Genomic DNA, 26,140 nt, shown 5'->3' with positions numbered 1-26,140 from the left:
GCGGAGAGCCGCGATGCGGTGGGGGCGGACGTGTGAAGACCCAAAGAACCGGGGGAAAGAACCAACCAACCCCACCAAACCCGGAGCATGTCGCTCGGATGGGTGAAACGTGCCAACAGGGCTGGATTCGGGGAGGGTTGGCGGGCATATGCTCGGCCCGACCACCTCAGACACGAGACGGCCCCCGGCGGGACTGGCATCCCGGCCGAGGGCCTGACCAACAAGGAAGTCGAAACCACTTCCCAATGGCTCCCCAGCACCTTAGCGCGCCGACGCGCGCAGCGGCCCGTGTTCGATCCGGGACCCCCCGATCCGGTGTCATTCACGTCAACACGCCGCACCGGCGTGACTTCACCGTGGTGGGCAACCACCTCCTCCAGCACGCCGATCTGTCGGCGACGGCGATCGGGGTCGGCAGCTACATCCAGTCGCTGCCCGACGGGGCCCCCGTCGGGATCAAGGCGCTCACGGAACGCTTTCGCGAGGGGGAGGTGCGGATCGCTTCCGCCCTGCGGGAGTTGGAGCGGTACGGCTACCTGGAACGGCGGCGCGAGCGGCTGGCCAGCGGGCGGGTGGTGACCCGGACGTTCTCGTACAACAGGCCGGGGGGCGTCGCTGATCCCGACCGCCCGCCGACTCCGGACGGTCCCCCGCCGCCTTCCGGTGACCCGCTGCCCTGCGACGACCCGCCGGGTCCGGTTGCCCCGCCCCCGCCCCCGCTCGCGGCGCCTCCACCGGTCCTGGGGCCTTTGCCGAGTCCGGGGCCGATGCCGGGTCCGGAGCCGGGTGCGGAGCCGGCGTCGGCTCGGAGGGACCGGGCCTTCGATGGTCTGCCCGTGCCGCGGGCGTTGCACCACGGCGCGGCCGATCTGCTCGCCGGGCTGCGACGGCACGACCCGCGGCTCCTGCTGGCCGAGCGCGACGTACGGCGGCTCGTCCCGGGGGTGTCGGCCTGGCTGAAGCGCGGTGCCGACCCGGAGGCGGTGGCCCGAGCGCTGTCCGGCGGCCTCCCCGACCGCATGCGCGACCCCGCGGCCGTCCTCGCGTACCGGCTCACCGAACTGCTCCCGCCGCACCTGCCGCCCACCCCGGTGGTCCGGCGGCCCAGACGGCCGGATCCCCTCCAGAACTGCGACAACTGCGATCGCGCCTTCCGCGCCCCGGCCCCGGGCTGGTGCCGCGACTGTCCGCCGGCCGCCGCCTAGGCCGTCTCCCCACCAGCTGGAGCGGGTGAGCAATATGGTGCCAGCCCTGCGCGACGAAGGGATGCCGGAGTTCCGGCGGGGCGCGGGGTGACCGTGGCCGACGGGGCGCGCCTGGGCTACGGCAAGGACGATCTCATCGAACTGATCAAGGGGGCGCCGTGAGCTGGACGGGCACGGGCAGGGGCGGGGCGTTAGGGCTGGCCGCCTGGGTGGCCGGGGTCGGGGTGGTGCTGGTGGCACTGCCCCTGACGGCGAGCGCACGGCTGCCCGATCGGTTGGCCACCCACTGGGGCGGCGGGGTCGGCGCGTCCGGGGTGCCCGACGGCTCCATGTCGTTCGGGGAGTCGCTGGCCCTCCCGGTGGCGATCTGGGCCGTACTGGCCCTGGGGGTCGCCGTGTTCGCCGTGGCTCGGCCCCGGGCCCGGGTCGTACTGCTGCCCGGCGGTGTGCTCCTGGCCGGCACGCAGGCCGCGATCGTACGGGCCAACCTGGACCACGAGGACTGGCGGCAGGCCGATCCGTTGGACGGCCGGGTGGGGGCGGCGGTGCTCGCCGCGGCGGTCCTGGCGGCCCTTGCCGGCGCGTGGGTCCACCGTCAGGGGCGGGTGGCGCCCGTGAGCCCGTCCGCCGGTGCTCCCGTCATGGACGTCCCCGCGGGCGAGCGGCTCGTATGGCTCGCCCGGACCTCGAACCCGTGGCTCCGGCTCACCGCCGCCGTCCTCGGAGCCGTCGCGGCCGTCGCCGCGGTCGCCGGGGCGGGCGGGCTGCTCGGGCCCGCGTGGCGGCTCGTCGCGCCGTTCGGCGTCGCCGCGGCTCTGACGCTCGCCTTCTCCTCCGTACGGGCACGGGTCACGGGGCGGGGGCTGGAGGTCGGCTTCGGGCCGCTCGGGTGGCCCGTACGGCGCTGGGCCGCCGCGGACATCGAATCGGCCCGCGCCGAGGAACGGACGCCCGCCCAGGTCGGCGGCTGGGGCTACAGGCTCAGCGGGCTCGGCACGACGGTGATGCTGCGCGCCGGGCAATGCCTGGTCGTCCGCTCCCGCGGCAAGGACTTCGCGGTGAGCGTCGACGACGCCGCCCGCGGCGCGGCCCTCCTCAACTCCCTCGTGACCGGCGCCCGTCAGGCACCCCAGGCGAGACACCCGCGCGCCACGTGACGGGTTCGGCGGTGATCTCCACGTGTGCACACAGATCGGTGGCAGTGGCACCGATCGGTGTCAGTGGGGTGGAGCGTCCGTGAAGAAGGGCTCCGGGGGCTGGTCGGACCGGGTTACCGCTCCGTAAATTACCCGCGGTAACGCTCGTGCCGAGCCAAGGAGAGTGCGCCATGGGAGCCGAGCTGAAGCCCGCCAGCCCCGTCAGCCCCGCTGGTACCGCCAGCCGCGTCAGCCCCGTCGAACCCGTCAAGACCGTCATCGACGGGGTGGTGCGCGAGGTACGGGTCCCCGCGCTCGTGGGACCGCCGCAGCAGGGATCCCTCGGGGACATCCCCTTCGACAACGCCCACCAGGCCCCCCGCGAAGCGGTCCTCGCCCGCAAGGAGCGGGACGGGTCCTGGCGCGACGTCTCGGCCGCCGAGTTCGCGGCCGAGGTGCTCGCCGTCGCCAAGGGCCTGATCGCCGAGGGACTGCGCGAGGGTGACCGGCTGGCGATCATGGCCCGCACGACCTACGAGTGGACCCTGCTCGACTTCGCCGGATGGGCCGCCGGGCTGGTCACCGTACCGATCTACCCCACGTCCTCCGCCCTCCAGGCCCGCTGGATCATCCAGGACTCCGGAGCCGCGGCCTGCGCCGTCGAGGACACGACACAGGCCCGGCTCATCAGCAACGAGCGGGCCCACCTGCCCTGGCTCGCGCACCTGTGGGAATTCGACACCGGCGCCGTGGCCCGGCTGATCAAGGCCGGGGAACGCATCCCCGACGCCGTGGTGCACAACCGGCGGGCCGCCCGTACCCCCGACAGCGTCGCCACCCTCATCTACACCTCCGGCACCACCGGGCAGCCCAAGGGATGCGTGATCACCCACGCCAACTTCTTCGCCCAGGTCGACAACGCGGTCGAACTGCTGCACCCCGTCTTCAAGTCCGTCAGCAGGGACCCGGCCTCCACCCTCCTCTTCCTCCCGCTCAGCCACGTCTTCGGACGCATGGTCGCCGTCGGCTGCCTGCGGGCCCGCGTCAAGCTCGGACACGCGCCCAGCATCAGCACCGACGACCTCCTCGCCGACCTCGCCGGCTTCCGGCCGACCTTCCTCCTGGCCATCCCGTACGTGCTGGAGAAGGTCTACAACACCGCCCGGGCCACCGCCGAGAGCATGGGCCGGGCCTCCTCCTTCGACCGGGCCGCCCGCATCGCACAGCGCCTCGGCGAGCTGGCCAAGGGCAAGGCCCCCGGGCTCGCGCTGCGCGCCGGCCGCGCCCTGTACGACCCGCTCGTCTACCGACGGATCCGGGCCGCGCTCGGCGGCCGCGTCCGCTACATCCTGAGCGGCGGCTCCCCGCTCGGCCGGCGGCTCGCCGCGTTCTACACCGGCGCCGGCATCGAGGTCTTCGAGGGCTACGGACTGACGGAGACCACCGGCGCGAGCACCGTGACCCCGCCCCAGCACCCCCGACTCGGCACGGTGGGCTGGCCGCTCCCGGGCACGGCCGTACACATCGCGGAAGACGGCGAGGTGCTGCTGGCCGGCGGACACGTCTTCGCCGGCTACTGGAACAGCGGGCACGCCCTCCCGTACGGCAGCTGGCTGGCCACCGGCGACATCGGGGAGCTCGACGCCGACGGGTACCTCACCATCACCGGCCGCAAGAAGGACCTGATCATCACCTCCGGCGGCAAGAACGTGGCCCCCGCCCCCCTGGAGGACTGGCTGCGCGCCCACCCGCTGGTCGGCCAGTGCATGGTGGTCGGCGACAACCGCCCGTACATCACCGCGCTGATCACCCTGGAGCCGGACGGACTGCAGCACTGGCGCCAGATGCACAAGAAGCAGGGCGTGCCGATGCGCGAGCTGGTGCGGGACGAGGCACTGCTGGCGGACCTCCAGCGGGCGGTCGACGAGGCGAACCGGCTGGTGTCGCGGGCCGAGTCGATCCGCCGCTTCGCCGTCCTGCCCGGCGACTTCACGGAGGCGCGCGGCCACCTGACCCCGTCGATGAAACTCAAGCGGGGCGCGGTCGCCCGCGACTACGCGGACCGGATCGAGGAGCTGTACCGCGGACCGCGGAACGCCTAGCGGCGGGCCGGGCGGGTGTGGCCGGGCTCTGCTGCCCCCGCCCCGTGGGGGAGTGATCCCCCCGACGGGGCGTCGTGCGGCGTGCCGGATCAGCAGTTGGCGTGCGTGGTACGGCCGGCGAAGCGGTCCGCCAGCCAGTCCCCCGCCGCCAGCGAGTGCGTGATCACGCCGCTGACGTGTTCACCGACCCAGACGGTGTCGAATTCGAGGTTCGCGCCGCGGGCGCACCAGTCGGAGCGCAGCCGCCGGCCCACCCCGTACGGGATCAACTCGTCGCCGAGCGCGTGGTACTGGTACACCGGCGCGGCCGGGGCCGTCCGCCCGAGGCGGCTCTGGTTCAGCCGGGCCCGCCAGTCCGGCTGGGCGAGCGGGTCACGCGTGGTCAGGTCGGAGATCCGCTTGAAGGAGCCGGCGACGGCGTCGATCGCCACGCAGTTCTCCTTCATCCCGGCGACCAGCAGCCGGCCCGCCGGGTTGAGGTAGGAGTCCAGCTTCAGCTCCGGGAAGGCCGCGTCCTGGCCGGCGGCCGCCATGAAGATGAGCCCGGCGCCGTAGGAGCCGTTGTTGAAGTCGGCGACCTCCAGCAGGTCGGCGGGGACACCGCCGGTGGCCGTGCCCTTCACCTGGAGCTCGGGGGCGTACGCGCCCTGCAGCTCGGCGGCCCAGCTGCTGGCCTGCCCGCCCTGGGAGTAGCCCATGATGCCGACCGGGTCGGTCGGCGACAGGCCCGTCCCGGGCAGCCGCTGGGCGGCGCGGGCCGCGTCGAGGACGGCGTGCCCGGCGGAGCGGCCGACCGTGTAGGTGTGGACGCCCGGCGTGCCGAGGCCCTCGTAGTCGGTGACGACCACGGCCCAGCCGCGGAGGGTGAGCTGCTGGATGAGGTTGGCTTCCATGGCGGTGCCGCGCGGGAGGTTGTCGCTCGGCGCGCAGGAGTCGCCGAGGCCGACCGTGCCGACGGCGTACGTGATCAGGGGGCGCGGGCCGGTCCGGCCGTCCTGCGGGACGATGACGGTGCCGGAGACGACGTTCGGGGCCCCGTCGGCCGTGGTCGAGCGGTAGTGGATCTTCCAGGCCCGGGTGTTGGTGGGCTGGCCGGGCAACGGGTGGAAGGCGGACGGGGCGCTGGCGACGATGTCACCGGGGGCGGAGGCGGAGGCGGGGGCGGAGGCGGGGGCGGCGCCGGCGGTGGGGATCGCGGCCGGAACCGCCGAGACGGCCAGGGCGGCCACGGCGGCGAGGGCGGTGCTGCGCAAACGCATGGGGGGCTCCCGGAGGCTCGTTCCGTGCGGGGATCGGTGAGCCGAAGGTAGTGACCGACCAGCAGGAAGGTCGCTGACCGCGCAGCTCAGCTTTCCTGGCCCGAAAACGCACGGGGCCGAGGCCGCACCCCGCCTGGGCTGCCGTCTCAGGCGGCCCTCGCCTGCGCCGTCCCCTCGGCGGAATCGGGCCCGGTGCGGGCGGGCCTCATGGGGATGAGGGTCCCGGTGGAGGGGATGGCCGGGGTGGAGTCGCCGATGGCACTGGGGGCCACGCGTATGGCTCCCACGGCGATGGCGGCCCTGAGGAGAGCGAGGCGATGGATGCTGGTCATGACGTTCTCCTTCAGGCGATGCCGATGGCGATGCCGATGGCGGTGGCGAGCGGGTAGCGGGTAGAGGGGCCCGAGCCGGTGCATCCATTGCGCTCCACCCGGGACCCGGCGTCACGCCACTGAATCCCGGGACTTGACAGCAGCCCGGAGCTGCCCAAATCGCCCCGAGCCCGGCCTCCCGGGCTCCCCGGCCTCCCGGGCTCCCCGGCCTCCCGGCCTCCCGGCCTCCCGGGCTCCCCGGCCTCCCGGCCTCCCGGGCTCCCCGGCCTCCCGGGCTCCCCGGCCTCCCGGCCTCCCGGCCTCCCGGCCTCCCGGCCTCCCGGCCTCCCGGCCTCCCGGGTTCCCGGGCTCCCGGGCTCCCGGGCTCCCGGCCTCCCGGGTTCCCGGCCTCCCGGCCTCCCGGCCTCCCGGGTTCCCGGCCTCCCGGCCTCCCGGCCTCCCGGCCTCCCGGCCTCCCGGCCTCCCGGCCTCCCGGCCTCCCGGCCTCTCGGGTTCCCGGGTTCCCGGCCTCCCGGGTTCCCGGCCTCCCGGGTTCCCGGGTTCCCGGGTTCCCGGGTTCCCGGCCTCCCGGCCTCCCGGCCTCCCGGCCTCCCGGGTTCCCGGCCTCCCGGCCTCCCGGCCTCCCGGCCTCCCGGCCTCCCGGGTTCCCGGCCTCCCGGGTTCCCGGCCTCCCGGGTTCCCGGCCTCCCGGGTTCCCGGCCTCCCGGGTTCCCGGCCTCCCGGCCTCCCGGCCTCTCGGGTTCCCGGCCTCCCGGCCTCTCGGGTTCCCGGCCTCCCGGCCTCTCGGGTTCCCGGGCTCTCGGGTTCCCGGGTTCCCGGGTTCCCGGGCTCTCGGGTTCCCGGCCCGGAGGGCCCCGGCCTTTGGGCGGGGCGGCTCCGGCTAGCCGCTCGACGCGATGCGGTAGGCGCCCGGGGTCGTGCCCGTCCAGCGGCGGAAGGCGCGGTGGAAGGCCGTGTCCTCCGAGAAGCCCAGCCGCGCCGCGAGTTCCGCGATCGGCTCGCCGCTCTCCGCCAGGCCCGCGATCGCCGCGTCCCGCCGCACGTGGTCCTTCAGCTGCTGGAACGAGGTCCCCTCCTGCTGGAGCCGGCGCCGCAACGTCGCCGGGGACACCGCGAGCCGCGCCGCCACCTCGCCGAGCGCGGGCAGCCGCGGCGACGTCCGCAGCCGCTGCGTCAGGGTCCGGCGTACCTGCTCCGCGACCGTGGTCCCGTACTCGGGGCGCGACAGCAGGTCGAACGGCGCGCGCCGGAGCATCGCGTCCAGCGCGGGCTCGTCCCGTACGAGCGGCGCGGTCAGCCAGTGCGCGTCGAAGGCGGCGCCCGTACGGTCCGCGCGGAAACGGACCGGGCAGTCGAAGAGGACCTCGTACTCCTCCTCGTGCGGCGGCGGGGGATAGGCGAACGCGGCGTACGCCAGCGGGATGCGCCGCCCCACCAGCCAGCTGCTCAGCCGGTGCCAGATCGCGAGCACGCACTCGGTGAGGAAACGGTCCTCGTCCCGCGCGAAGTCGTTGCGCACCGTGAAGCGGGCCTCGCCGCCCGCCACTTCGAGCGCCAGCTCCGGCCCGCCCGGGAACAGCCCGTAGAAGGCCGCCGCCCGCTCCGTCGCCGCGCCCAGGTCACCACAGCCGAGCGAGGCGTGACACATCATGGCGAAGGTGCCGGGACGGCTCGGCACCGCGCTCAGCGCGAGGAACTCGTCCTGCGTGGTCCGGTACAGCGCCCGGAACAGCCGGGCGAACTGCGCGGGTGTGATCCGTGCCCGGTCGTCGCCCAGCAGCAGCGGCGGGATCTGCGCCTCCTGGAGCAGCGGCACGGTGTCGATGCCGCTGCCGCGCGCCCCCGCGAGCAGGGCGCGTACGTGGTGCACGGTGATCGTCCGCCTCCCCATGCTTCGACGGTAGCCCGCGGCGGCGCGGGGCGATACGGACGTGCGCGGACCGGTGAGCGCTCGGGTCAGCGGGGGTGACGCTTCCGGTCATGCCGTGGCGGCCGTGCGCCTGCCTAGCGTCGGGGGTCACCAACTCCCCGGAGGGCATGCGATGGACGGTCGGCCGAGCACGCTGGCGGTGTTCACCCAGTGGACCGAGGCGCGGTACGGGCCGGAGACGGCCCTGCGGTTCCGGTCGCCGGAGGGCGGGTGGCAGACCCGTACGTACGGGGAACTGGCCGCGGAGGTACGGGCCGTCGGGTGCGCGCTGCTCGGCCTGGGCGTCGCCGCCGGGGAGCGGGTCGCCGTACTGGCGGAGACCCGGCCGCAGTGGACGTACACGCACTTCGGGGTGCTCGCGGCGGGCGCGGCCCTCGTACCGGTCTACCCGACGGCGGGGGAGGAGGAACTCGCCTGGGTCCTCTCGGACTCGGAAGCCGTCGTCGTGGTCTGCGACGACGGGCGACAAGCGGAACGCGTCGGGGCGCTCCGGGCGAAACTGCCCGCGCTGCGGTCGGTGGTGCTGATGGACGAACTGCCGGGGGTGGGGCGTGGGTTGGTCGAGGTGGAGGGGGTGGTTGGGGTCGAGGGGGTGGTTGGGGACGAGGGGGTGGCTGGGGTCGAGGGGGTGGAGAGAGTGGAGTGTGCCGAGGCCGTGCTGCGGGCCCGCGCGGAGGCCGTGACCCCCGCCGCGGACGCGTCGATCGTCTACACCTCGGGCACGACGGGCCTGCCCAAGGGCTGCCGCCTCACCCACGGGAACCTGGGCGCCATCCAGGACGCCACCGTCCCCCTCACCCACGGGAACCTGGGCGCCATCCAGGACGCCACCGTCCCCCTCATCAAGGGCGGGCCGGGCGACTCCACGTACCTGTACCTGCCCCTCGCGCACATGCTCGCCCAGCTGATCCAGTACACGACCCTGCTGGAGGGCGGGGAGCTGTGCTACTTCGGCGGCCGGATCGAGGACGTGCTCACGGAGATCGCGGAGGTCGCGCCGACCCATCTCCCCTCCGTCCCGCGGCTGTTCGAGAAGCTGCACTCGGTGGTGCTCGCGCTGGCGGAGTCCCGGGAGGGCGGCCGCGAACGCTTCGAGGAGGCGGTACGGGTGGGCGTGCTCGCGGCGGACGGCCGGCTGCCGGAGGACCGGCGGGCGGCGTACGAGGCGGCGGAGAAGTCCCTCTACTCCCTGGTCAGGGCCGCCTTCGGAGGCCGGCTGAAGTGGGCGCTCACCGGCGGCGCCCCGATCGCCCCGGCGACCCTGGACTTCCTGCGCGCCTGCGGGATCACCGTCTTCGAGGGGTACGGGATGACGGAGTCGGGCGGGGTCATCTCCCTCAACCACCCGGAGGCGGTGCGCCACGGGACGGTCGGGCGCCCGATCGCGGGCTGCGAGGTACGGATAGCGCAGGACGGTGAGGTGCTGGCGCGCGGGGTGATGGTGTTCCCGGGCTACCACGCGAACGCCGCCGCGACGGCGCGCGCACTGGACGGGGAGGGCTGGCTGCACACCGGTGACCTGGGGGAACTCGACGCGGACGGCTACCTGCGCATCACGGGCCGGAAGAAGGAGCTGATCATCACCTCCGCCGGGAAGAACCTCACCCCGACAGAGGTCGAGTTCGCCGTCCAGCGCTCGCGCTACGTCTCCCGCGCGGTCCTGATCGGCGACCGCCGCCCCTACCCGGTCGCCCTGATCACCCTGGACGCGGAGGAGATCGCGGCCTGGGCGACGCGCGAGGGCCTCGACCCGGGGCCCACCCCGGCCACGCACCCGGCGGTCCGCGCCCTGATCGAAGCGGCGGTGGCCGAAGCCAACGCCACGGTCTCCCGCCCGGCCCGCATCCGCGCCTTCCACATCCTCCCGGAGGACTTCACCACCGCCGCGGGCACCTTGACCCCGACCCTGAAACTCCGCCGCGCGGCGGTGGCGGAACGCTACGCGGAGGTGATCGAGGGGCTGTACGGGGGGTGAGGGGGCGGGCGTTGGGGGTGCGGTGCGGTGCGGTGCGGGTGCGGGTGGGTTTCCCGTCGGTCTCATCGTCCTTCCGTGGCGGGTCGGTCCCTCAAGGGCGCTCCTTCGTCGCGTCGCTGCGCGATGGCCTGCGGCCACCCTTGACCGACCGACCCGCCACGAAAACACGAAGACAGCCGGGAAACCCCTGAAGGAACGGGCCGGGCGGGCGGGAGGGAGGCGGGCACGTCCGTGACCTCCGGCCGGGGTGGGGTCCGGGTGCGCCCCGGATCGCTACGCGCTTCGGCCGTCTTGGCGGCTGGCTGCCTTCCTGGGTTGGGCATAAGCCGCCTTCGATCGCTACGCGCTTCGGTCGGCTTGGCGTCTGCCGGCCTTCCTGGGCTGGGCATAAGTCGCCGTCGATCGCTACGCGCTTCGGTCGGCTCGGCGGCTGGCTGTCTTCCTGGGTTGGGCATAAGCCGCCGTCGATCGCTAACCGCTTCGGTCGGCTCGGCGGCTGGCCGCCGGCCTGGGTTGGGCACACGTTTCTGGGGCGAGGAACCGGCACGGGGAGGGGTGGCGTCCACTGGTGCACAAGATCGATCACGGCGGGGGAGTTCGGAATGACGGGCACGGCCACGCGGTACCTCCATCTCGTCCGGCACGGCGAGGCGCTGCCGGACGAGAGCGGGCTGACGGCGGACGGGCGTCGGCAGGCCACGCTGCTCGGCCGACGACTTCGAGACGTCCCGCTCGTTGCCGTGCATCACGGTCCGCTGCCCCGGGCCGAGCAGACGGCGCAGCTGATCGTCGACCAGCTGGAGGACGTTCCCCTGCACCGGTCGGAGGCTGCCGGGGACTACGTCCCGTACGTGCCGCAGAGGGAGGAGTTCCCCCCGGAATCCGCCGACCTCTACCTCCGCTTTCTCGAAGGCGCCTCGGACGAGGAGCGGGAGCGGGGACCTGGGCTGGTGCGGGAGGCGATGGAGCTGTTCACCGGTCCGGTGGACGGCGAAGAGGACCGCCACGAACTGGTCGTCACCCACAACTTCCTGATCGCCTGGCTCGTCCGCGAGGCCATGCACGCGCCGAAGTGGCGCTGGCTCGGCCTCAACCACGCCAACGCCGCCCTGACGGTCATCCGGTACGTGCCCGATCGGCCCGCCTCCGTCCTCTTCTCCAACGACATGCGGCACCTCCCCGCCGAACTCCGCTGGACCGGCTTCCCGCCCGAGCTGCACTTCTAAGGCGGTCCGGACTCGTCACCGCTCGACTTCGACCCGGCCGCGCGCCGCGCGTTACGCGCCGCCCCGCGCGGGTATCGCCCCGGGGGAGAGGGAGGGCGTTGTGCGCGCTGGCGTGCGGAGGTGGGGGCGGGGGGCGGCCGGGGTCGGGGTCGTCGGGACGCTCGCGGTGGCCGGGTGGTTGGTGTGGCTGCTGCCCGGGCCGCAGATGGCCGCCGTACTCGGCTTCGGGCCGGTGGACGGGGTCGTCTCGATCCACCGGTGCGAGGAGGCCACCGACGCGGAGGGCTACACGACGGGCACCGACTGCACGGGGTGGTACACCCCCCGGGACCCCGGGGAGCAGGGGCGCGAGATCGTGCTGGACACGGCCGATGAGAAGTATCGGTTCGGCACCGACGTGGAGGTCAGGACGGCCCGGGGGAAGGCCTACGAGCTCTCGGGCAGCGCCGTGTTCGACTTCGGCACCGCCACCGGGCTGCTCCTCGTGCCGTTCCTGACGCTTGCGTCCTGGTTGTTCTCCTGTGCCCGCCGCGGCAGGGTCGAGGACGGAGAGGTGTACTTCCTCGCGGGCATGGTCGGCCTGTTCGGCGCCATGGTGCTCGGTGCGGTGGCCGGGATGCTGGTCGGGATCGCCACGTTCCTCTTCTGACGGTCCCCCTGCCGGAGCGAGCTGTTCCGGCAGGCGGGCCGGTGCGGCGCGACCCGGTCTACGGAGCGGGCGCGGGGAGGGTGACCGGGCCGGTCGGCGGCCGGGTGGGAGCGGGTTGCGGACGGTGCCCGGCGGGCGGGCGTTCGATCGCGAACGCCTCGGTGGTGCCCGAGTCCAGGGTGCTGTCGACGAAGCCGGCGACGGCGTACACGCAGCTGCTCTTCGGCCGCTTGGGGCACGGCGCCGTGGCGGCGGCCGTCTGCCGGTGGCCCGTGGGGATCGAGGGCAGGGTCACCCAGGTGTTGGAGACGGGGCTGTAGGCCTCGAAGTTGTTCAGCAGGCCGCCGGCGCCGGCGCCTCCCAGGACGTACACGCAGCCGTCGCTGATGCCTTCGGGGCAGGGCGCGGTGGTCGCGCCGGGCCCGTCGTCGCGGCCCGTCGGGATGTCGGGGAGGTGCCGCCAGCCGTTCAGGACCGGGCTGTAGACCTCCACCGAGGAGCGGGCGTTGGCGGGCACTCCGCCGATGGCGTACACGCAGGTGCCCCGCAGGCCCAGATCGGCGGGGCAGGGGGCGGCGGCGCCGGCATGGTTGGCACGGCCGATCTGCAGGGACGTGACCGTGGCCCAGTGGTTGGTGGCCGGGCTGTACGCCTCCACCGTGGTGAGACCCGTGCCGGCGGCGACGCTCCCGCCGAAGACGTACACGCAGGTGCCCCCCAGACCCAGCCCCTCGGTGCAGGGTGCGGTGGCCGCGGCCGGTGCGATACGGGCGGTCGGCACGGGGGGCAGGCTCAGCCAGACACCGGTCTCCGTGCTGTACGCCTCCGTGGTCCTCGAAGGGGCGCCCAGGGGGCCGGTGCCGCCGATGGCGTACACGCAGTCGCCCTTCACCCCGCCGGGGCAGGGCGCCGTCGTGGCCGAGAGGAAGGAGCGGGGGGTCTTCAGCGGTGGCAGCGTGGCCCAGGTGTTGGTGGCGGGGCTGTACGCCTCGGCCTTGCCGCTGTCAAGGCCGGCTTCGCTGCCGCCGACGGCGTACACGCAGGTGCCGCGCAGCCCCTCCGGGCAGTGCGCCGACGTAGCGGCGTGGGCGACGCGGACCGTCGGCAGGGGCGCGACGGTCACCCAGACGCCCTGGGCGGTCGCGGTCGTCGCGGTCAGGGCCAGCAAGGGGGCCAGGGCGGCGACGGCGAGGCGTCGCCAGGTGGGGCGGCGTCTGCTCCGGCCGGGCGGGGAGTCCTGTCGGTCGCTTCGCTGCATGCGCCTCATGGGGTACCTCTCGTGGCGGCCTCGGCACGGTCTGCCGCGGCGGAAAGGGGGCATCGCGACGTTACATAGGATCATGTGATGGTTGCTGAGCGTGACGAGTGAAATGCCGGAGTCCTACCCGGTCGGCCGTACGACGCGCAGGGCCGGCGCCGTGGCGGCGCCGGCCCAGGGGGGAGGGGTGTGACTAGCGGACGTCTTCCGTCTCGTCAGTTGGAAGGTCGAGCTCCGGGTCGAGGTCCGGGTCGAGACCCGTGTCCGGGTCGGCGGCCGGGGGCCTGGGCGCCGGCTTGGCGTCGGGCTTGGGCTCGGGCCTCTGCCAGGGCTTCCCGTCGGGCTGCGGCTTCGCGTCCGGCTTGCGCGGCGGGGCTTGTGCGGGGTCCGGTCGCGGGCCGTTCGCGGTCGTGGGCGCGGGGAGGGGCTCCGGCCTCGTCTGGGGCCGGGCGTTCTCCCGCTCGATCGCGAAGGCCTCGGTCGTGCTCGTGCCGGACTCGGCGAGGACGCCGCCGACGGCGTACACGCAGTGGTTCCTGGTGTCCTTGGGGCACGGCGCCGCAGCCACGCCGTGTTCCGTGTGACCCGTCGGTGTGGAGGGCAGCGTCACCCAGACGTTGGTCACCGGGGTGTAGGCCTCGACCGTGGTGAGAGCGGGCGCGTTCCCGCCCACGGTGTAGATGCAGCCGTTGCTCATGCCGTCGGGGCAGGGCGCCGTCGCCGCCCTTCCGGAGACACGGGCGGTCGGGATCTCGGCCGCGGGCCCCCACTGGTTGTTGACGGGGTCGTAGAAGTCCACCGAGAGGGGGTTGGCGTTGGTCCCGCTGATGGCGTACACGCAGAGGTGCCGGGGGTTCGTGTCGCCGGGGCAGCGCGCGGACGCGCCGGCGTGGTCGCTGCGGGGGGTCGGCAGGGTCGCCACGGAGGCCCAGGTGTTGGTGGCCGGGTTGTACGCCTCCGCCGAGCCGGTGTCGTTGCCGCCGTAGGCGTAGACGCACGTGCCCTGCAGTCCTTCGGGGCACGGCGCCGTGGCCGCCGCCGCGTTGGTGCGGGCGTCGTTCATGTCCCTCAGGGACAGCCAGACGTTGGTCTCGGTGCTGTAGGCCTCGGCGACGTCGAGCGCCGGACCCCCGCCTGCACCCCCGAGGACGTAGACGCAGTCGCCGCGCACCCCGTTGGGGCAGGGCGCCGTCGTCGCCGCGGCGTGGTGGCGGGGGGTCTTCAGGGCCGGCAGCGTGGCCCAGGTGCCGCTGGCGGGGCTGTACGCCTCGAACTTCTCCGGAGCCTGGTTGCCGCCGGCGGCGTACACGCAGGTGCCGCGCAGCCCTTCCGGGCAGTCCGCCCCGGTGCTCGCCAGCCCGGAACGCGCCGTCGGCATGTTCGGGACGTGCACCCACACGCCCTGGGCCGTCGCCGTGGTCGCCGAGAGGGCCAGCAGCGGGGCCAGGGCGGCGACGGCGAGCCGCCGCCAGCCGCGATGCCCGGTCCGGCGGGCCGGACCGGCCGGAGCGGCCCGACCGGGCGGCGATTCGTCTTGGTCACTTCGCGCAATGCGCCTCATGGGGCACCTCTCGGGCATGCCTCGGCACGGTCTGCCGAGGTGGAAGGCTGGGCATTCGCGAAATTACATAGGGTCATATGATGTCGCGCGCCGTGACGGTCATCTGCCTCAACGCCCCGGCGACGACCTAACCCCGGGTCACCGGCCGGTAGGTGCACACGTGGACGCCCGCCGGGCTGATGGTGGTGGAGGCCAGTTCGAGGGTGCGCAGCCCGCCGTCGGCCGGGAAGATCGACTTACCGCCGCCCAGGAGCACCGGCATGATCATGAGCCGGAGCTCGTCGACCAGGCCCTCGCCCAGCAGGGTGCGCACGAGGGTGGGGCTGCCCATGACCACCAGGTCGCCGCCGTCCCCCGTGCGCAGCTCGCGGATGCGGTCCACCGCCTCGGCGCCGGCGATGAGCGTGGTGTTGTTCCAGGTCAGCTCGTCCTCGCCCAGGGTCGCGGACACCACGTACTTCGGGATGGCGTTCATCTGGTCGGCGAACGGGTCGCCGGCGCGGTCGGGCCACGCCGCGGCCATCGTCTGCCAGGTGCGGCGGCCGAAGAGCAGTGCCTCGGCCTTCGCCACGGCCTCGGCGAAGGCGCCGCCCACCACCTCCGCGTCGAAGAAGGGGTGCGACCAGCCGCCGTGGGCGAAGCCGCCGTCGTCGTCCTCGCCCTGACCGCCGGGGGCCTGGACGACGCCGTCGAGGCTCATGAATTCGGTGACGACGACGCGCATGGCGGTTCCTCTTCTACGAGCTCTTCACGCCGGTCGGCGGGTACGCGGTCGGTGCGTACGAAGGAGAGACTGCCGCGCTCGCCGGAATTCATCGCGTCCCACGCGCTCGCGGCGGTGACGTGGGTCACGCCGACACCTGCCGACCGTGGCCGAAAACGGTGACAGTGGCCGGTTCGGCGAGGGATGATGATCGATGTCTGTCCGAGCTCGCGCGCGCCCGACTGACGCTGGGGGAACAGAACGTCTACCAGTCGTGCGGCGCCGCGACCGGCGTGACCCCACGTCACTTCTGGCCTGAAGGAAACCCCCTGGTGCGTCCCACTCGTGCGACGGTCCTGCTCACCGCAGGTCTCGTCCCCCTTCTCGGTGTTCCGTCCGCCGCGGCCGCCGAGGCCCCGCCCGCGCTCTACGTCAACAACTCCGCCGGCTCCTCCTGCGCGGACAGCGGCCCCGGCTCGCAGGCCGTGCCCTTCTGCACCATCTCGGCGGCGGCCAAGGCCGTGGCTCCCGGTCAGACCGTGCGGATCAAGACGGGCAGGACCTACGACGAGGCCCTCACCATCGGCAGCTCCGGCGCACCGGGCAAGCCGGTCAGCTTCGTGGCCGACGGGCCGGTGGGCAGCGCGGTGAGCCTGGGCCCGCACGCCCTCACCCTCAGCGGTGCCGCGCACGTGGTCCTCCGCGACCTGAACGCCAACGGCGGCCTCAAGGTCAGCCGCTCCACCGACGTCGAGCTGGAGCGGATCAGGACGATCGCCCCGACGGGCGCGGCGTCCCTCGTGGTCGGCGACGCGAGCACGGACGTGCGCGTCAGCCGGGCCGTGCTGTACGGCCACGTCCGGATCGAGGGCGGCGCCCAGCGCACCGTACTCAGCCGCAACGAGATCCAGGGCGACAAGCCGGATCCGCTCGCCGTGGTGGACGCCCCCGGCACGGTCGTCACGAACAACTCCGTCTCCCTGGGCTGCGGCACGGCCGTCTCGCTCAGCGGCGGTTCGTCCGGCTCCGCCGTGTTCAACAACCTGATCAACGCCAAGACCCTGTCCGGTCCGTGCGACCCGGCCCTGGGACGCGGCGGTATCACGGTGTCGCAGAGCGCCGCGGACGGCACCCGATCCGACTACAACCTGGTCGCGGGCGATTTCCGGGCCGGACAGGTCTACAAGTGGGGCGGGGCCGCCCACCAGGACCAGGCGGCGTTCCACGCCGCGACCGGCCAGGGCGGCCGGGACATCGTGGTCCCGTCGGCCGAGGAAGTCGGCACGAAGGCCGTCGACTCCGCGGACGCGACGGCACCCGGCGTGCTGCTCACCGACTCCAAGGGATACCCGGTCGTCGACGACCCCCGGGTGCCCAACACCGGCAAGGACGGCGGATACCTCGACCGCGGTGCGCGCGAGGCCCAGGACTGGCTGCAGAGCGTCCGGCTGGAGCTCGACCAGCCGTGGGCGCCGGCCGGCACCACCGTGAAGGCGACGGCCACCGCGGTCAGCGCGTGGTCCGGTCCGCTCACCTACCACTTCGACTTCGGTGACGGGTCCGCCCCGGTCGTCACCAAGGAGCGCACCGCCACGCACGTGTACGGCGCGCCCTGCGCGTGCACGGCGACCGTGACCGCGTACAACGACGCCAACCAGAAGGTCGGCGCCGGGTCCCCGGCCAAGGTGACCGCGCCCGGTCCGCTGACGGCCGCCCTCACCTCCAAGCCGTTCCTGCCCACCGCCGAGGACCCGCGGGCGTACGTCGCCCCGCTGACGGTCGAGGTCGACCCGCGGACCTCCGCCGCACCGTGGCCGGTCCAGCAGGTCGACGTGGACTTCGGCGACGGAGCCAAGGAGCGGGTGTCCGCGCTGGAACCCGTCCGGCACGCCTACGCGCAGCCCGGCGACTACCAGGTGACCGTGACCCTCAAGGACGCCCAGGGCGCCACCTCCACGGTCGGCCGGACCGTGCCGGTCGCGTACGCCGCGTCCGGTTACGTGCCCCTGCACCCGTTCCGCGTCCTGGACACCCGTACCGCGGGCACCCCGGTGCAGGCCGGCACCGCGACCCCGGTGACCCTGCCGATCGTCTACTACAGCTCGGGCCCCCACCACACGGGCGGGGCGACCGCGGCCGTCCTGAACGTGACCGTGACCGGCGCCGCCCAGGACACCCACCTGAACGTCTGGCCCTCGGGCCAGCCGCGCCCGGCCACCTCGAACGTGAACGTCCGCGCGGGCGGCACCTCGTCCAACACCGTCACCGTGCCCATCGGCGCCGACGGCAAGGTCCTCGCCCAGCTCAACTCCGGCCAGGGGCACGTCGTCGTCGACTTCGTCGGCTACTACCAGCCCAACACCGGGCACCGGTTCACCCCGCTCACCCCGACCCGGCTCGCCGACACCCGTACCGCGGGCGGCGCGCTGGGCGGCGGCCAGACCCGGACCGTGAAGGTCGCGGGCGTGCGGAGCATTCCGCCGGACGCCACCGCCGTCGCGCTCAACCTGACCAGCACCGGTGCCACGGCCCCCACGCACGTGATCGCCTACGCGGACCCGGCGAAGCGGCCCGCCACCTCGAACCTGAACCCGGAGCCGGGCAAGGACAAGTCCAACCAGGTCATCGTCCCGGTCGGCCCCGACGGCACCATCACCCTCTACAACAACGCCGGTTCCACCGACCTGATCGTCGACGCGGTCGGCTACTACCTCGACGGCGGCGGCGGCGCCTTCTTCACCCCCGTCGTCCCCAAGCGGCTGGCCGACACCCGCACCACCGGCAAGCTCGCCCCCGGCGCGACCACCACCGTCGCCGGTCTGCCGGCCGACGCCGTCGGCGCGGCCCTGAACGTCACCGCGACCGACACGAGCGACGCCGGCTTCCTCACCGTCCACGGGTACGGGACCGCCCGCACGGACGCGAGCAGCCTCAACACCCGGCCCGGCGAGACCGTTCCCAACCACGTCATCACCCCCGTCGGGGACGGCAAGGTCAGCATCTGGAACAGCTGGGGCGGCAGCAACCACGTGATCACCGACCTGCTCGGCTACTTCACCTACAGTCGGCCGTAAGCGGTGCACACCGGAGCCCCGATCGGAAACCACTTCCGATCGGGGCAATCCGGTCAGGGGAGTTGAGGTGTCGGACCGTTCGGCCGCGAGAGCCCGGTGAAGCCGAGACGAATGGTGCGTCACATCTGTCGGCGTGACGGCGAGTCGGGTTCTAATACCTGATAGACAGTGGATATTCACGGCTAGACCTGCCGTACACCTTTGACGGCTCCTGGGGGGATCGCCGCACTGTGAAGCCGCTTCACCGTCACCTCGTCAACACCTCGCGCAAGGTCCTGTGCACGGCCGCCCTCGCGGCCAGCCTGACCACCGCCGCGGTCGTGACCAATCCGTCGACCGCCGACGCGGGCGAGTCCGAGCCGACTCCGGACAGCCCGCAGGCCACCGACCGCGGTGACGCCCGGCTGGACCTGCCCGACATCGTCGCGGACCCGCCGCCCACCGGCGCGGGCGCGCAGGAGGGGGCCAGCGGGATACCCGCGACCGCCCTCGACGCCTATCACCGCGCCGAACTCTCGGTGGCGGCCGCGCTCCCCGGCTGCAAGCTGCCCTGGCAGCTGCTCGCCGGCATCGGACGGGTCGAGTCCGTCCACGCGTCCGGCTACGGGCTCAAGGCCGACGGCTACACCGAGAAGCCGATCCGCGGCCCCCGCCTCGACGGCAACGGCTTCGCCGAGATCCGGGACACCGACAAGGGCGAGTTCGACGGGGACACCGTCTACGACCGCGCCGTCGGCCCGCTCCAGTTCATCCCGTCCACCTGGGCCACCTGGGGCGCCGACGGCAACGGCGACGCCAAGCGCGACCCGAACAACATCTACGACGCCGCGCTCGGCGCCGGGCTCTACCTGTGCGCGGGCGACCGGGACCTGTCGAACCAGGCCAAGCTCGACGCGGCCATCCTCAGCTACAACAACTCCCGCGAGTACGTGAACACCGTGCTCGGCTACATGCGGCAGTACCAGAACGGCGGCGCCGCCGAAGTCCCGAACCCGCCGGCGGGGAACTACCCGCCCGTGCAGCCGGGCACCCTGCCGACCCCGCCGCACACCCCGATCACGCCGAGCCCGACGCCCAAGCCGACGCCGACCCCGACGCCGACCCCCACCCCGACGCCCACGCCCACGCCGACCCCGACTCCGACCCCGGAGAAGCCGGCCCCGCACCTGCAGGACCTGACGGTGCTCGACGGGCCCGGGCTGACGGCCGAGGCCGGCGCGGCCTTCACCGTGGTCCCGAAGGTCAAGCTGCTCCTGAGCGACGGCAAGCCCGCCGCCGACCGCGAAGTGATCTTCGCGGTCGAGGAGGACACCACCGGCGGCACCCTCTTCGGGACGGAGAAGTCCCGGGTGATCAAGACGGACGCGGACGGCATCGCCGCCGCACCCGGCCTGAAAGCGGGCCCCAGGGCGGGCACCTTCACGCTGCGCGCCTCCGCCTACGACACCACCACCAGGCTCACGAAGAACTTCGAGGGCCGCGTCACGGTGACGGTCGCCGACAAGCTGTCGCGCCCGGAGGGTTCGAAGCCGCTGGAGGTGGTCGCCGGTACGAGCCTCAAGGGCGTGGAGGTCCTCGCCACGGCCGCGGGCAAGGCCGTCGCGGGCACGGAGACGGTCGCCGACCTGGTCGTGAAGGACGCGGACGGCAGGTGGGTGCCGGTGGACGCGGCGACCGCGAAGGCCCCGTACTTCAAGGACGAGGACGGCAAGAAGGTCTTCGGCCGCGTGCTCCCCAAGACGGTCGCCGACGGCAAGATCGTCCTGCCGGAGCTCTTCACCACGGATGTGGCCCCGGGCACGTACTCCTTGCGCCTGACCACCAAGGAGAACGTGACCCTGATCCTGGACATCAAGATCACCGCCCCCACCACGCCCCAGCCCCCGGCCTAGACCGACCGCGCGCCCCAAGGCCGCGCACCGGTCCCCGGGGCACCCGGCAGCAAGGGGGCCCGCGGCGCCGACCGGCCCGGGCCCCGGCCCGTACGGCAAGTGGCCCCCGGCACCGTCAAGGTGCCGGGGGCCACTGCCGTACCCGCCCCCCACCCCGGGAGGGAAAAGGCAGGAGCCCTGCCGCTCCGCTCGCGCAGAGGTGACAGGGCTCCTTGGGTACTGCTTTTCCAACCCGCGACAGGTTGGCCCAGGCGACTAGGCCGGGGTGACGTTCTCCGCCTGCGGGCCCTTCGGACCCTGCGTGACGTCGAAGTTCACCATCTGGTTCTCCTCGAGGGAGCGGAAGCCAGAGGCGTTGATCGCGGAGTAGTGGACGAAGACATCCGGGCCGCCGCCGTCCTGGGCGATGAAGCCGAAGCCCTTTTCAGCGTTGAACCACTTCACGGTTCCGGTAGCCATGAGCCCTCCTATGGGCCAAAGGGTCGCCCTGCTCCAGAACCTGCTAAGAAGTCTGAAAACTACAAAAGCCTGCGGGTCACATTCTCCGCAGGCCTCGTACTGCAAGGGAAACCAAACTGCAACTTGCGTCGAGCCTAGCACGCACCCTGCGGCGGAGACCAGAGGGAAAGATCACGTCACCCGGACGTTTGAGACCCGCCCGAAGGCTGACGCGGATGCGGGGGCTAGTCTCGCGATGTGGACGTCTACCGCAGCCGGCCCCGCGTCGGCCACATTCAGTTCCTGAACTGCCTTCCCCTCTACTGGGGCCTGGCCAGAACCGGCACGCTGCTGGACCTGGAGCTGAGCAAGGACTCCCCCGAGAAGCTCAGTGAGCGCCTCGTCCAGGGCGACCTGGACATGGGTCCGATCACCCTCGTGGAGTTCCTCCGCAACGCCGACCAGCTCGTCGCCTTCCCCGACATCGCGGTCGGCTGCGACGGCCCCGTGATGTCCTGCGTGATCGTCTCGCAGGTGCCCCTGGAGCAGCTCGACGGAGCCCGCGTCGCCCTCGGCTCCACCTCGCGTACGTCCGTACGACTCGCTCAGCTGCTGCTTTCCGAGCAGTACGGGGTACGTCCCGACTACTACACCTGCCCGCCCGACCTGAGCGTGATGATGCAGGAGGCGGACGCGGCCGTGCTGATCGGCGACGCCGCGCTGCGCGCCTCGCTCCACGACGCGCCCCGGCTCGGGCTGACCGTGCACGACCTGGGACACATGTGGAAGGAGTGGACCGGACTGCCGTTCGTCTTCGCGGTCTGGGCCGCCCGCAAGGACTACCTCGCCCGTGAGCCCGGCGTCGTGCGCGAGGTCCACGAGGCCTTCCTCGCCTCCCGCGACGTCTCCCTGGAAGAGGTCACCAAGGTCGCCGAGCAGGCGGCCCGCTGGGAGGCCTTCGACGCGGATCTGCTGGAGCGGTACTTCACGACGCTCGACTTCCGTTTCGGCCCCGATCAGCTGGCCGGCGTACGGGAATTCGCGCGCCGCACCGGAGCCACGACGGGGTATGCCGCCGACGTGGCCGTGGAGCTGCTGAGCTCGGTGGTCCAGGAGTGCTGATCCGGTTTACCGAGCGGTAGACCGCGGGTTCGGTCGGGCGAATGCGAAGTTTCCCGGGAATTCACGCCTTTTTGCATTTCTGATCGCGGACGGGAAATGCAAAAGGGTGACGGGGCCCTTCCCCCCTGCCCGCACGGCCTAGGCTGCTGCTCGGCCGGGTGGCACAAGGCGCCCGCGATCACGGGGGATTGGGGGACGCGATGCAGCCGCTCGAAGCCGGCGAGCCGCGGACCATCGGCGCGTACCGGCTGCTCGGCCGGCTCGGCGCGGGTGGCATGGGCCGGGTCTACCTGGGGCGCAGTGCGGGCGGCCGGACCGTCGCCGTCAAGATCGTGCACCCGCACTTCGCCTCCGACGAGGAGTTCCGCGCCCGGTTCCGCCGCGAGGTGGAGGCGGCCCGGCGGGTGGGCGGCGAGTGGACCGCGCCGGTGCTGGACGCGGACCCGGAGGCACCGGTGCCGTGGGTGGCCACCGGATACGTGGCCGGGCCCTCCCTGGACCGGGCGCTGGCCGCGCACGGGCCGCTCCCGGAGTCCTCGGTACGGGCCGTCGGCGCGGGTCTGGCCCGCGCCCTGGTGGCCGTGCACGGGCTGGGCCTCGTCCACCGGGACGTGAAGCCGTCGAACGTGATGCTCACCCTCGACGGCCCGCGCCTGATCGACTTCGGGATCGCGCGGGCCACGGACGGCACGGCCTCGCTCACCTCCACCGGGGTCTCCGTCGGCTCGCCCGGCTACATGTCGCCCGAGCAGATCCTCGGCAAGGGCGTCACCGGCGCGGCCGACGTGTTCTCGCTCGGCGCGGTCCTGGCCTTCGCGGCGACCGGGCGGCCGCCCTTCACCGGGGACAACTCGGCGACCCTCCTCTACAAGGTGGTGCACGAGCCGCCCGAGCTCGGCGCGCTGGCCGCCGGCGAACTGCGCGAGCTGATCGCGGCCTGCCTGGCCAAGGCGCCGGCCGACCGCCCGTCCCCCGAGGCGGTCGCGGCGGCCCTCGGCGGTGCGCTGGGCGCCCCCGGCTGGCTTCCCGCGCCCCTGGTCGAGGAGGCCAGCCGGGCCGCGGTGGCCCTGCTGGACCTCGACGCCGACTCCACCGGGGGCGGGACCGGGCAGGTGGCCGGCTTCGGGGCGCCCGACCCGTCGTACGGCGGCGGCGCCGCGCCGGACGCCCCGTCGGGTCCGGTGCCGTTCACGGCCGCCTCGTACGGGGGCCCGGCGGGCGCCGGCTTCGCCGCGCCCGGCCCGTACCAGTCGTACGGGAGCCAGGGGAGCCACGGCAGCCAGGGCTCGGCGCCCGGGGTGTTCGGGGCGCCGACCGAGACCGCGGGCTCGGGGTCGGGCGCCGGCGGCGCCGGCCCGTACGGCCTGCCAGGGCAGCGGACCGCCGCGGAGGGGACGGGGGGCCGGCAGGTCAGCGTCAGGGCGGCCGGCCGTCGCTTCAGCTGCACCCTCGTCCTCGCCGCGGCCGCCGTGCTCGCTGGGCTGTCCGGCGGGCTGTACGGGATGGGCCTGCTGCCCGGCCAGGGGGACAAGGGGCGGGACGTCGCCTCGGACGGCGGCCCGCGCCCCTCCGGCTCCGCGGCCCCCGGCGCCACCCAGCCCCCGGGGGCGCCGAGCGCGAGTTCCGGGGCCCCCACCGGGACCCGCACCGACGTCCCCAAGGAGCTCGTCGGCACCTGGAAGGGCACCGTCACCACCGCCCGGCTCGGGGCCTCCACCGAGTTCGAGATCACCATCAAGGGCGGCAGGACCGGTGAGGTCGTCGCCCGGGACAAGTCGGTCCTGGCGGTCCTCGGCACCGACTGCAGCGGTGACTGGAAGCTGTCCTCCGCCACCGACCGCTCGCTCGTCCTGGACACGTCGGGCAACCGCAACCCGGCTCCCGGGATCTGCTCCAACGGCTCCGCCGACGAACGCTTCACCCTCAACGCCAACGGGACGCTGCACTACAAGTCCGGCGACACCCCCGCGGGAAACCCCGAGGGCGACCTGACCCGAAGCCCGTGACGGGGCGCCGGAACCCCTGGCGTAGGCTGGATCGGTCCGGACCTTGACACAGACACACCGCCGAAAGGTGACGCACCGGTGACCGACCAGGCCGTTCTCCAGTCTGTCCTCGACCGCGCCGCCGCGGGGGGCCGGATCACCAAGGAAGAGGCGCTCGACCTCTACCGCCACGCGCCGCTGCACGCGCTCGGCCAGGCGGCCGACGCGGTGCGCCGCCGCCGCTACGCCGGTACCGAGCACATCGCGACGTACATCATCGAGCGGAACATCAACTACACGAACGTGTGTGTCACGGCGTGCAAGTTCTGTGCCTTCTACGCGGCCCCCAAGGACGCCAAGAAGGGCTGGTCCCGCGACCTCGACGACATCCTGCGCCGCTGCGCGGAGACCGTGGAGCTCGGCGGCACGCAGATCATGTTCCAGGGCGGTCACCACCCGGACTACGGCGTCGAGTACTACGAGCACCACTTCTCCGCCATCAAGAAGGACTTCCCGCAGCTGGTCATCCACTCCCTCGGCGCGTCCGAGGTCGAGCACATGGCCCGCATCTCGGGCGTCTCGGCGGAGGAGGCCATCCAGCGGATCCACGCGGCCGGCCTCGACTCCTTCGCGGGCGCCGGCGCCGAACTGCTGCCGGAGCGGCCGCGCAAGGCGATCGCCCCGCTCAAGGAGTCCGGCGAGCGCTGGCTGGAGATCATGGAGATCGCCCACAAGCTGGGCGTGGAGTCCACCTCCACCATGCTGATGGGCACCGGCGAGACCAATGCCGAGCGCATCGAGCACATCGCGATGATCCGGGACACGCAGGACCGTACGGGCGGCTTCCGCGCCTTCATCCCGTACACCTACCAGCCCGAGAACAACCACCTCAAGGGCCGCACCCATGCGACGATCTTCGAGTACCTGCGCATGATCGCCATCGCGCGGCTCTTCCTCGACAACATCGCCCACATCCAGGGCTCCTGGCTGACCGTCGGCAAGGAGGCGGGCCAGCTCTCGCTGCACTACGGCGCCGACGACCTCGGCTCGATCATGCTGGAGGAGAACGTCGTCTCCTCGGCCGGTGCCAAGCACCGCTCCAACCGCCAGGAGATCATCGACCTGATCCGCAAGGCGGGCCGGACCCCGGCGCAGCGCGCGACGACCTACGAGCACCTCCTGGTGCACGACGACCCGGCGAACGACCCGGTCGACGACCGCGTCGTCTCGCACATCTCCTCCACCGCCATCGAAGGCGGCACGGCGCACCCCGAACTGAAGCTCATCTCCACGAACTGACGCGTCCGACACGATGCTGACGCTCCACACCGCCGAACTCCTCGTGCCCGGGCCGGGCGGCGCACCGCTGCCCGGCGGGGCGGTCCTCGTCGAGGGCGACCGCATCGCCCGCGTGGGACCGTACGACGACCTCGCCGCGGCCTTTCCGCACGCCCGCACCCGCCGCTGGCCCGGGGTCCTCACCCCGGGGCTGCGGGCGCCCGGCGCGGACGAACTGCTGGAGCGGACGTACTACCCGGACGACCCGTACGAGGTTCCCGAGCTCGGCGCCGACCCGATCAGCGGTGCGGACGCGCTGGAGGCGCTGAAGATGACCGAGGCGCGCTGGGGCAACAGTGCCCGGCGCGGCACGCAGAAGCTCCTCGCGCGCGGGGTGGTCGCCGTGTGCGGCCGCTTCACGGTCGCCTCGGTGCGCACGGCGGTGAGCCGCTCGGGGCTCGTGATCCTGCCGCCGGCCGCCTCCGAGGGGCCGCCCGGCCTGGATCCCCTCGCCGGCCGGGACACGGCCGGAGAGGCCTTCCACGGGCTGCTGGAGCCGGGCGTCGCGGCCCGCTTCGCGGTCTTCGCGGTGGCGGACGAGGGGGAGCTGCTCGCCCGGGGCGCGACCACCTGCGTGGCCACGGTCATCGGCGGGCGACTGCTCCACCGTCGCCGCTGAGGCGTTCGACCTCGGCGCGCCGGGTGTCCTCGCGGGCGAGGGCCGCGAGCAGGCAGGCCTGCAGGCGGCTGATGCCGCCGAGCTTGGCTCTTATGTTGACCACGTGGAACTTGACCGTGCTGACGGACAGTTGCAGCTCGACGGCGAGTTCCCGGTTGGAGGCGCCGGTGGCCAGGCACAGGAACACGGCCGACTCCTGCTCGGTCAGCTGCGCCTCGGCGGAGTGCGGGGCCTCGGGCAGGGCCTCGCCCGTCGTCCTCGGCCCGGCCGGTTCCCCGTACGACGCGTACGAGGGGAACCACGAGGGGACGCTGAAGCTGACGACGCGCACGAAAT

The 26,140-nt window shown here is 73.4% G+C and carries 20 protein-coding genes; 12 read left to right on the top strand and 8 right to left on the bottom strand.

Annotation, left to right across the window (positions count from 1 at the left end; genetic code table 11):
• The first annotated feature begins 359 nt into the window (after window positions 1-359).
• The 3 genes from ACFYP3_RS21215 (at window position 360) to ACFYP3_RS21205 (ending at window position 4,443) form a co-directional block, all read left to right on the top strand.
• Entirely contained in the window at window positions 360-1,205 is an 846-nt protein-coding gene (locus ACFYP3_RS21215) for a helix-turn-helix domain-containing protein (protein WP_388834653.1), read from the top strand.
• A 158-nt stretch (window positions 1,206-1,363) separates the two neighbouring features.
• The gene (locus tag ACFYP3_RS21210) at window positions 1,364-2,362 is read left to right on the top strand and encodes a DUF1648 domain-containing protein (protein ID WP_388834651.1); all 999 of its coding nucleotides are present in this window, start codon (window positions 1,364-1,366) and stop codon (window positions 2,360-2,362) included.
• 170 nt (window positions 2,363-2,532) lie between these two features.
• A complete protein-coding gene (locus tag ACFYP3_RS21205) occupies window positions 2,533-4,443 on the top strand; it encodes an AMP-dependent synthetase/ligase (protein WP_388834648.1) in 1,911 nt (636 codons plus the stop codon).
• An 89-nt stretch (window positions 4,444-4,532) separates the two neighbouring features.
• On the opposite strand, the gene ACFYP3_RS21200 is transcribed toward ACFYP3_RS21205, so the two are convergent.
• The 3 genes from ACFYP3_RS21200 to ACFYP3_RS21190 all read right to left on the bottom strand — a co-directional run bounded on the left by ACFYP3_RS21200 (window position 4,533) and on the right by ACFYP3_RS21190 (window position 7,925).
• Complete coding sequence (locus ACFYP3_RS21200) at window positions 4,533-5,702, bottom strand: lipase family protein (protein ID WP_388834646.1); 1,170 nt, start codon at window positions 5,700-5,702, stop codon at window positions 4,533-4,535.
• A gap of 146 nt (window positions 5,703-5,848) precedes the next feature.
• A complete protein-coding gene (locus tag ACFYP3_RS21195; RefSeq protein ID WP_388834644.1) occupies window positions 5,849-6,034 on the bottom strand; it encodes a hypothetical protein in 186 nt (61 codons plus the stop codon).
• An 880-nt stretch (window positions 6,035-6,914) separates the two neighbouring features.
• Window positions 6,915-7,925, bottom strand: a complete 1,011-nt coding sequence (locus tag ACFYP3_RS21190; protein ID WP_388834641.1) for an AraC family transcriptional regulator — start codon at window positions 7,923-7,925, stop codon at window positions 6,915-6,917.
• Window positions 7,926-8,076: 151 nt separating this feature from the next.
• On the opposite strand from ACFYP3_RS21190, the gene ACFYP3_RS21185 reads away from it, so the two are divergent.
• The 3 genes from ACFYP3_RS21185 (at window position 8,077) to ACFYP3_RS21175 (ending at window position 11,814) form a co-directional block, all read left to right on the top strand.
• Window positions 8,077-9,939 (top strand): AMP-dependent synthetase/ligase, encoded by a 1,863-nt coding sequence (locus tag ACFYP3_RS21185; RefSeq protein WP_388834639.1) that lies wholly within the window; start codon window positions 8,077-8,079, stop codon window positions 9,937-9,939.
• Window positions 9,940-10,541: 602 nt separating this feature from the next.
• Complete coding sequence (locus ACFYP3_RS21180) at window positions 10,542-11,165, top strand: histidine phosphatase family protein (RefSeq protein ID WP_388834636.1); 624 nt, start codon at window positions 10,542-10,544, stop codon at window positions 11,163-11,165.
• Window positions 11,166-11,265: 100 nt separating this feature from the next.
• The gene (locus tag ACFYP3_RS21175; protein WP_388834634.1) at window positions 11,266-11,814 is read left to right on the top strand and encodes a hypothetical protein; all 549 of its coding nucleotides are present in this window, start codon (window positions 11,266-11,268) and stop codon (window positions 11,812-11,814) included.
• Window positions 11,815-11,872: 58 nt separating this feature from the next.
• On the opposite strand, the gene ACFYP3_RS21170 is transcribed toward ACFYP3_RS21175, so the two are convergent.
• From ACFYP3_RS21170 to ACFYP3_RS21160, 3 genes are all read right to left on the bottom strand, one after another.
• Window positions 11,873-13,072 (bottom strand): Kelch repeat-containing protein, encoded by a 1,200-nt coding sequence (locus ACFYP3_RS21170; protein WP_388834632.1) that lies wholly within the window; start codon window positions 13,070-13,072, stop codon window positions 11,873-11,875.
• Between the two features lie 193 nt (window positions 13,073-13,265).
• Window positions 13,266-14,633 (bottom strand): kelch repeat-containing protein, encoded by a 1,368-nt coding sequence (locus ACFYP3_RS21165; protein WP_388834630.1) that lies wholly within the window; start codon window positions 14,631-14,633, stop codon window positions 13,266-13,268.
• Between the two features lie 127 nt (window positions 14,634-14,760).
• On the bottom strand, window positions 14,761-15,357 hold the full coding sequence (locus ACFYP3_RS21160; RefSeq protein WP_388834627.1) for a dihydrofolate reductase family protein: 597 nt from the start codon (window positions 15,355-15,357) through the stop codon (window positions 14,761-14,763).
• Window positions 15,358-15,668: 311 nt separating this feature from the next.
• Here ACFYP3_RS21160 and ACFYP3_RS21155 point away from each other — a divergent pair, with 311 nt between their 5' ends.
• Complete coding sequence (locus ACFYP3_RS21155; RefSeq protein ID WP_388834624.1) at window positions 15,669-18,410, top strand: PKD domain-containing protein; 2,742 nt, start codon at window positions 15,669-15,671, stop codon at window positions 18,408-18,410.
• Window positions 18,411-18,640: 230 nt separating this feature from the next.
• Window positions 18,641-20,302 carry a lytic transglycosylase domain-containing protein gene (locus ACFYP3_RS21150; RefSeq protein ID WP_388834621.1) on the top strand — a complete coding sequence of 554 codons (1,662 nt, stop codon included), beginning with the start codon at window positions 18,641-18,643 and terminating at the stop codon, window positions 20,300-20,302.
• 255 nt (window positions 20,303-20,557) lie between these two features.
• On the opposite strand, the gene ACFYP3_RS21145 is transcribed toward ACFYP3_RS21150, so the two are convergent.
• The gene (locus tag ACFYP3_RS21145; protein ID WP_030162033.1) at window positions 20,558-20,761 is read right to left on the bottom strand and encodes a cold-shock protein; all 204 of its coding nucleotides are present in this window, start codon (window positions 20,759-20,761) and stop codon (window positions 20,558-20,560) included.
• 237 nt (window positions 20,762-20,998) lie between these two features.
• On the opposite strand from ACFYP3_RS21145, the gene ACFYP3_RS21140 reads away from it, so the two are divergent.
• The 4 genes from ACFYP3_RS21140 (at window position 20,999) to ACFYP3_RS21125 (ending at window position 25,804) form a co-directional block, all read left to right on the top strand.
• Window positions 20,999-21,862, top strand: a complete 864-nt coding sequence (locus ACFYP3_RS21140; protein ID WP_388834620.1) for a menaquinone biosynthetic enzyme MqnA/MqnD family protein — start codon at window positions 20,999-21,001, stop codon at window positions 21,860-21,862.
• A 200-nt stretch (window positions 21,863-22,062) separates the two neighbouring features.
• On the top strand, window positions 22,063-23,868 hold the full coding sequence (locus ACFYP3_RS21135) for a serine/threonine-protein kinase (protein ID WP_388834618.1): 1,806 nt from the start codon (window positions 22,063-22,065) through the stop codon (window positions 23,866-23,868).
• A 78-nt stretch (window positions 23,869-23,946) separates the two neighbouring features.
• A complete protein-coding gene (gene mqnC / locus ACFYP3_RS21130; protein WP_388834616.1) occupies window positions 23,947-25,146 on the top strand; it encodes a cyclic dehypoxanthinyl futalosine synthase in 1,200 nt (399 codons plus the stop codon).
• Window positions 25,147-25,159: 13 nt separating this feature from the next.
• Window positions 25,160-25,804 (top strand): hypothetical protein, encoded by a 645-nt coding sequence (locus ACFYP3_RS21125; protein WP_388834613.1) that lies wholly within the window; start codon window positions 25,160-25,162, stop codon window positions 25,802-25,804.
• Here ACFYP3_RS21125 and ACFYP3_RS21120 read toward each other — a convergent pair.
• Window positions 25,770-26,135: a response regulator transcription factor gene (locus ACFYP3_RS21120; protein ID WP_388834610.1), complete on the bottom strand. Its 366-nt coding sequence runs from the start codon at window positions 26,133-26,135 to the stop codon at window positions 25,770-25,772. The genes ACFYP3_RS21125 and ACFYP3_RS21120 overlap by 35 nt on opposite strands.
• Window positions 26,136-26,140: the final 5 nt, after the last annotated feature.

It is taken from the genome of Streptomyces sp. NPDC005533, from assembly GCF_042871845.1.
Taxonomy (GTDB): domain Bacteria; phylum Actinomycetota; class Actinomycetes; order Streptomycetales; family Streptomycetaceae; genus Streptomyces.
Note: the sequence above shows the minus strand (reverse complement) of the source record. Positions and strands in the feature narration are given on the sequence as shown.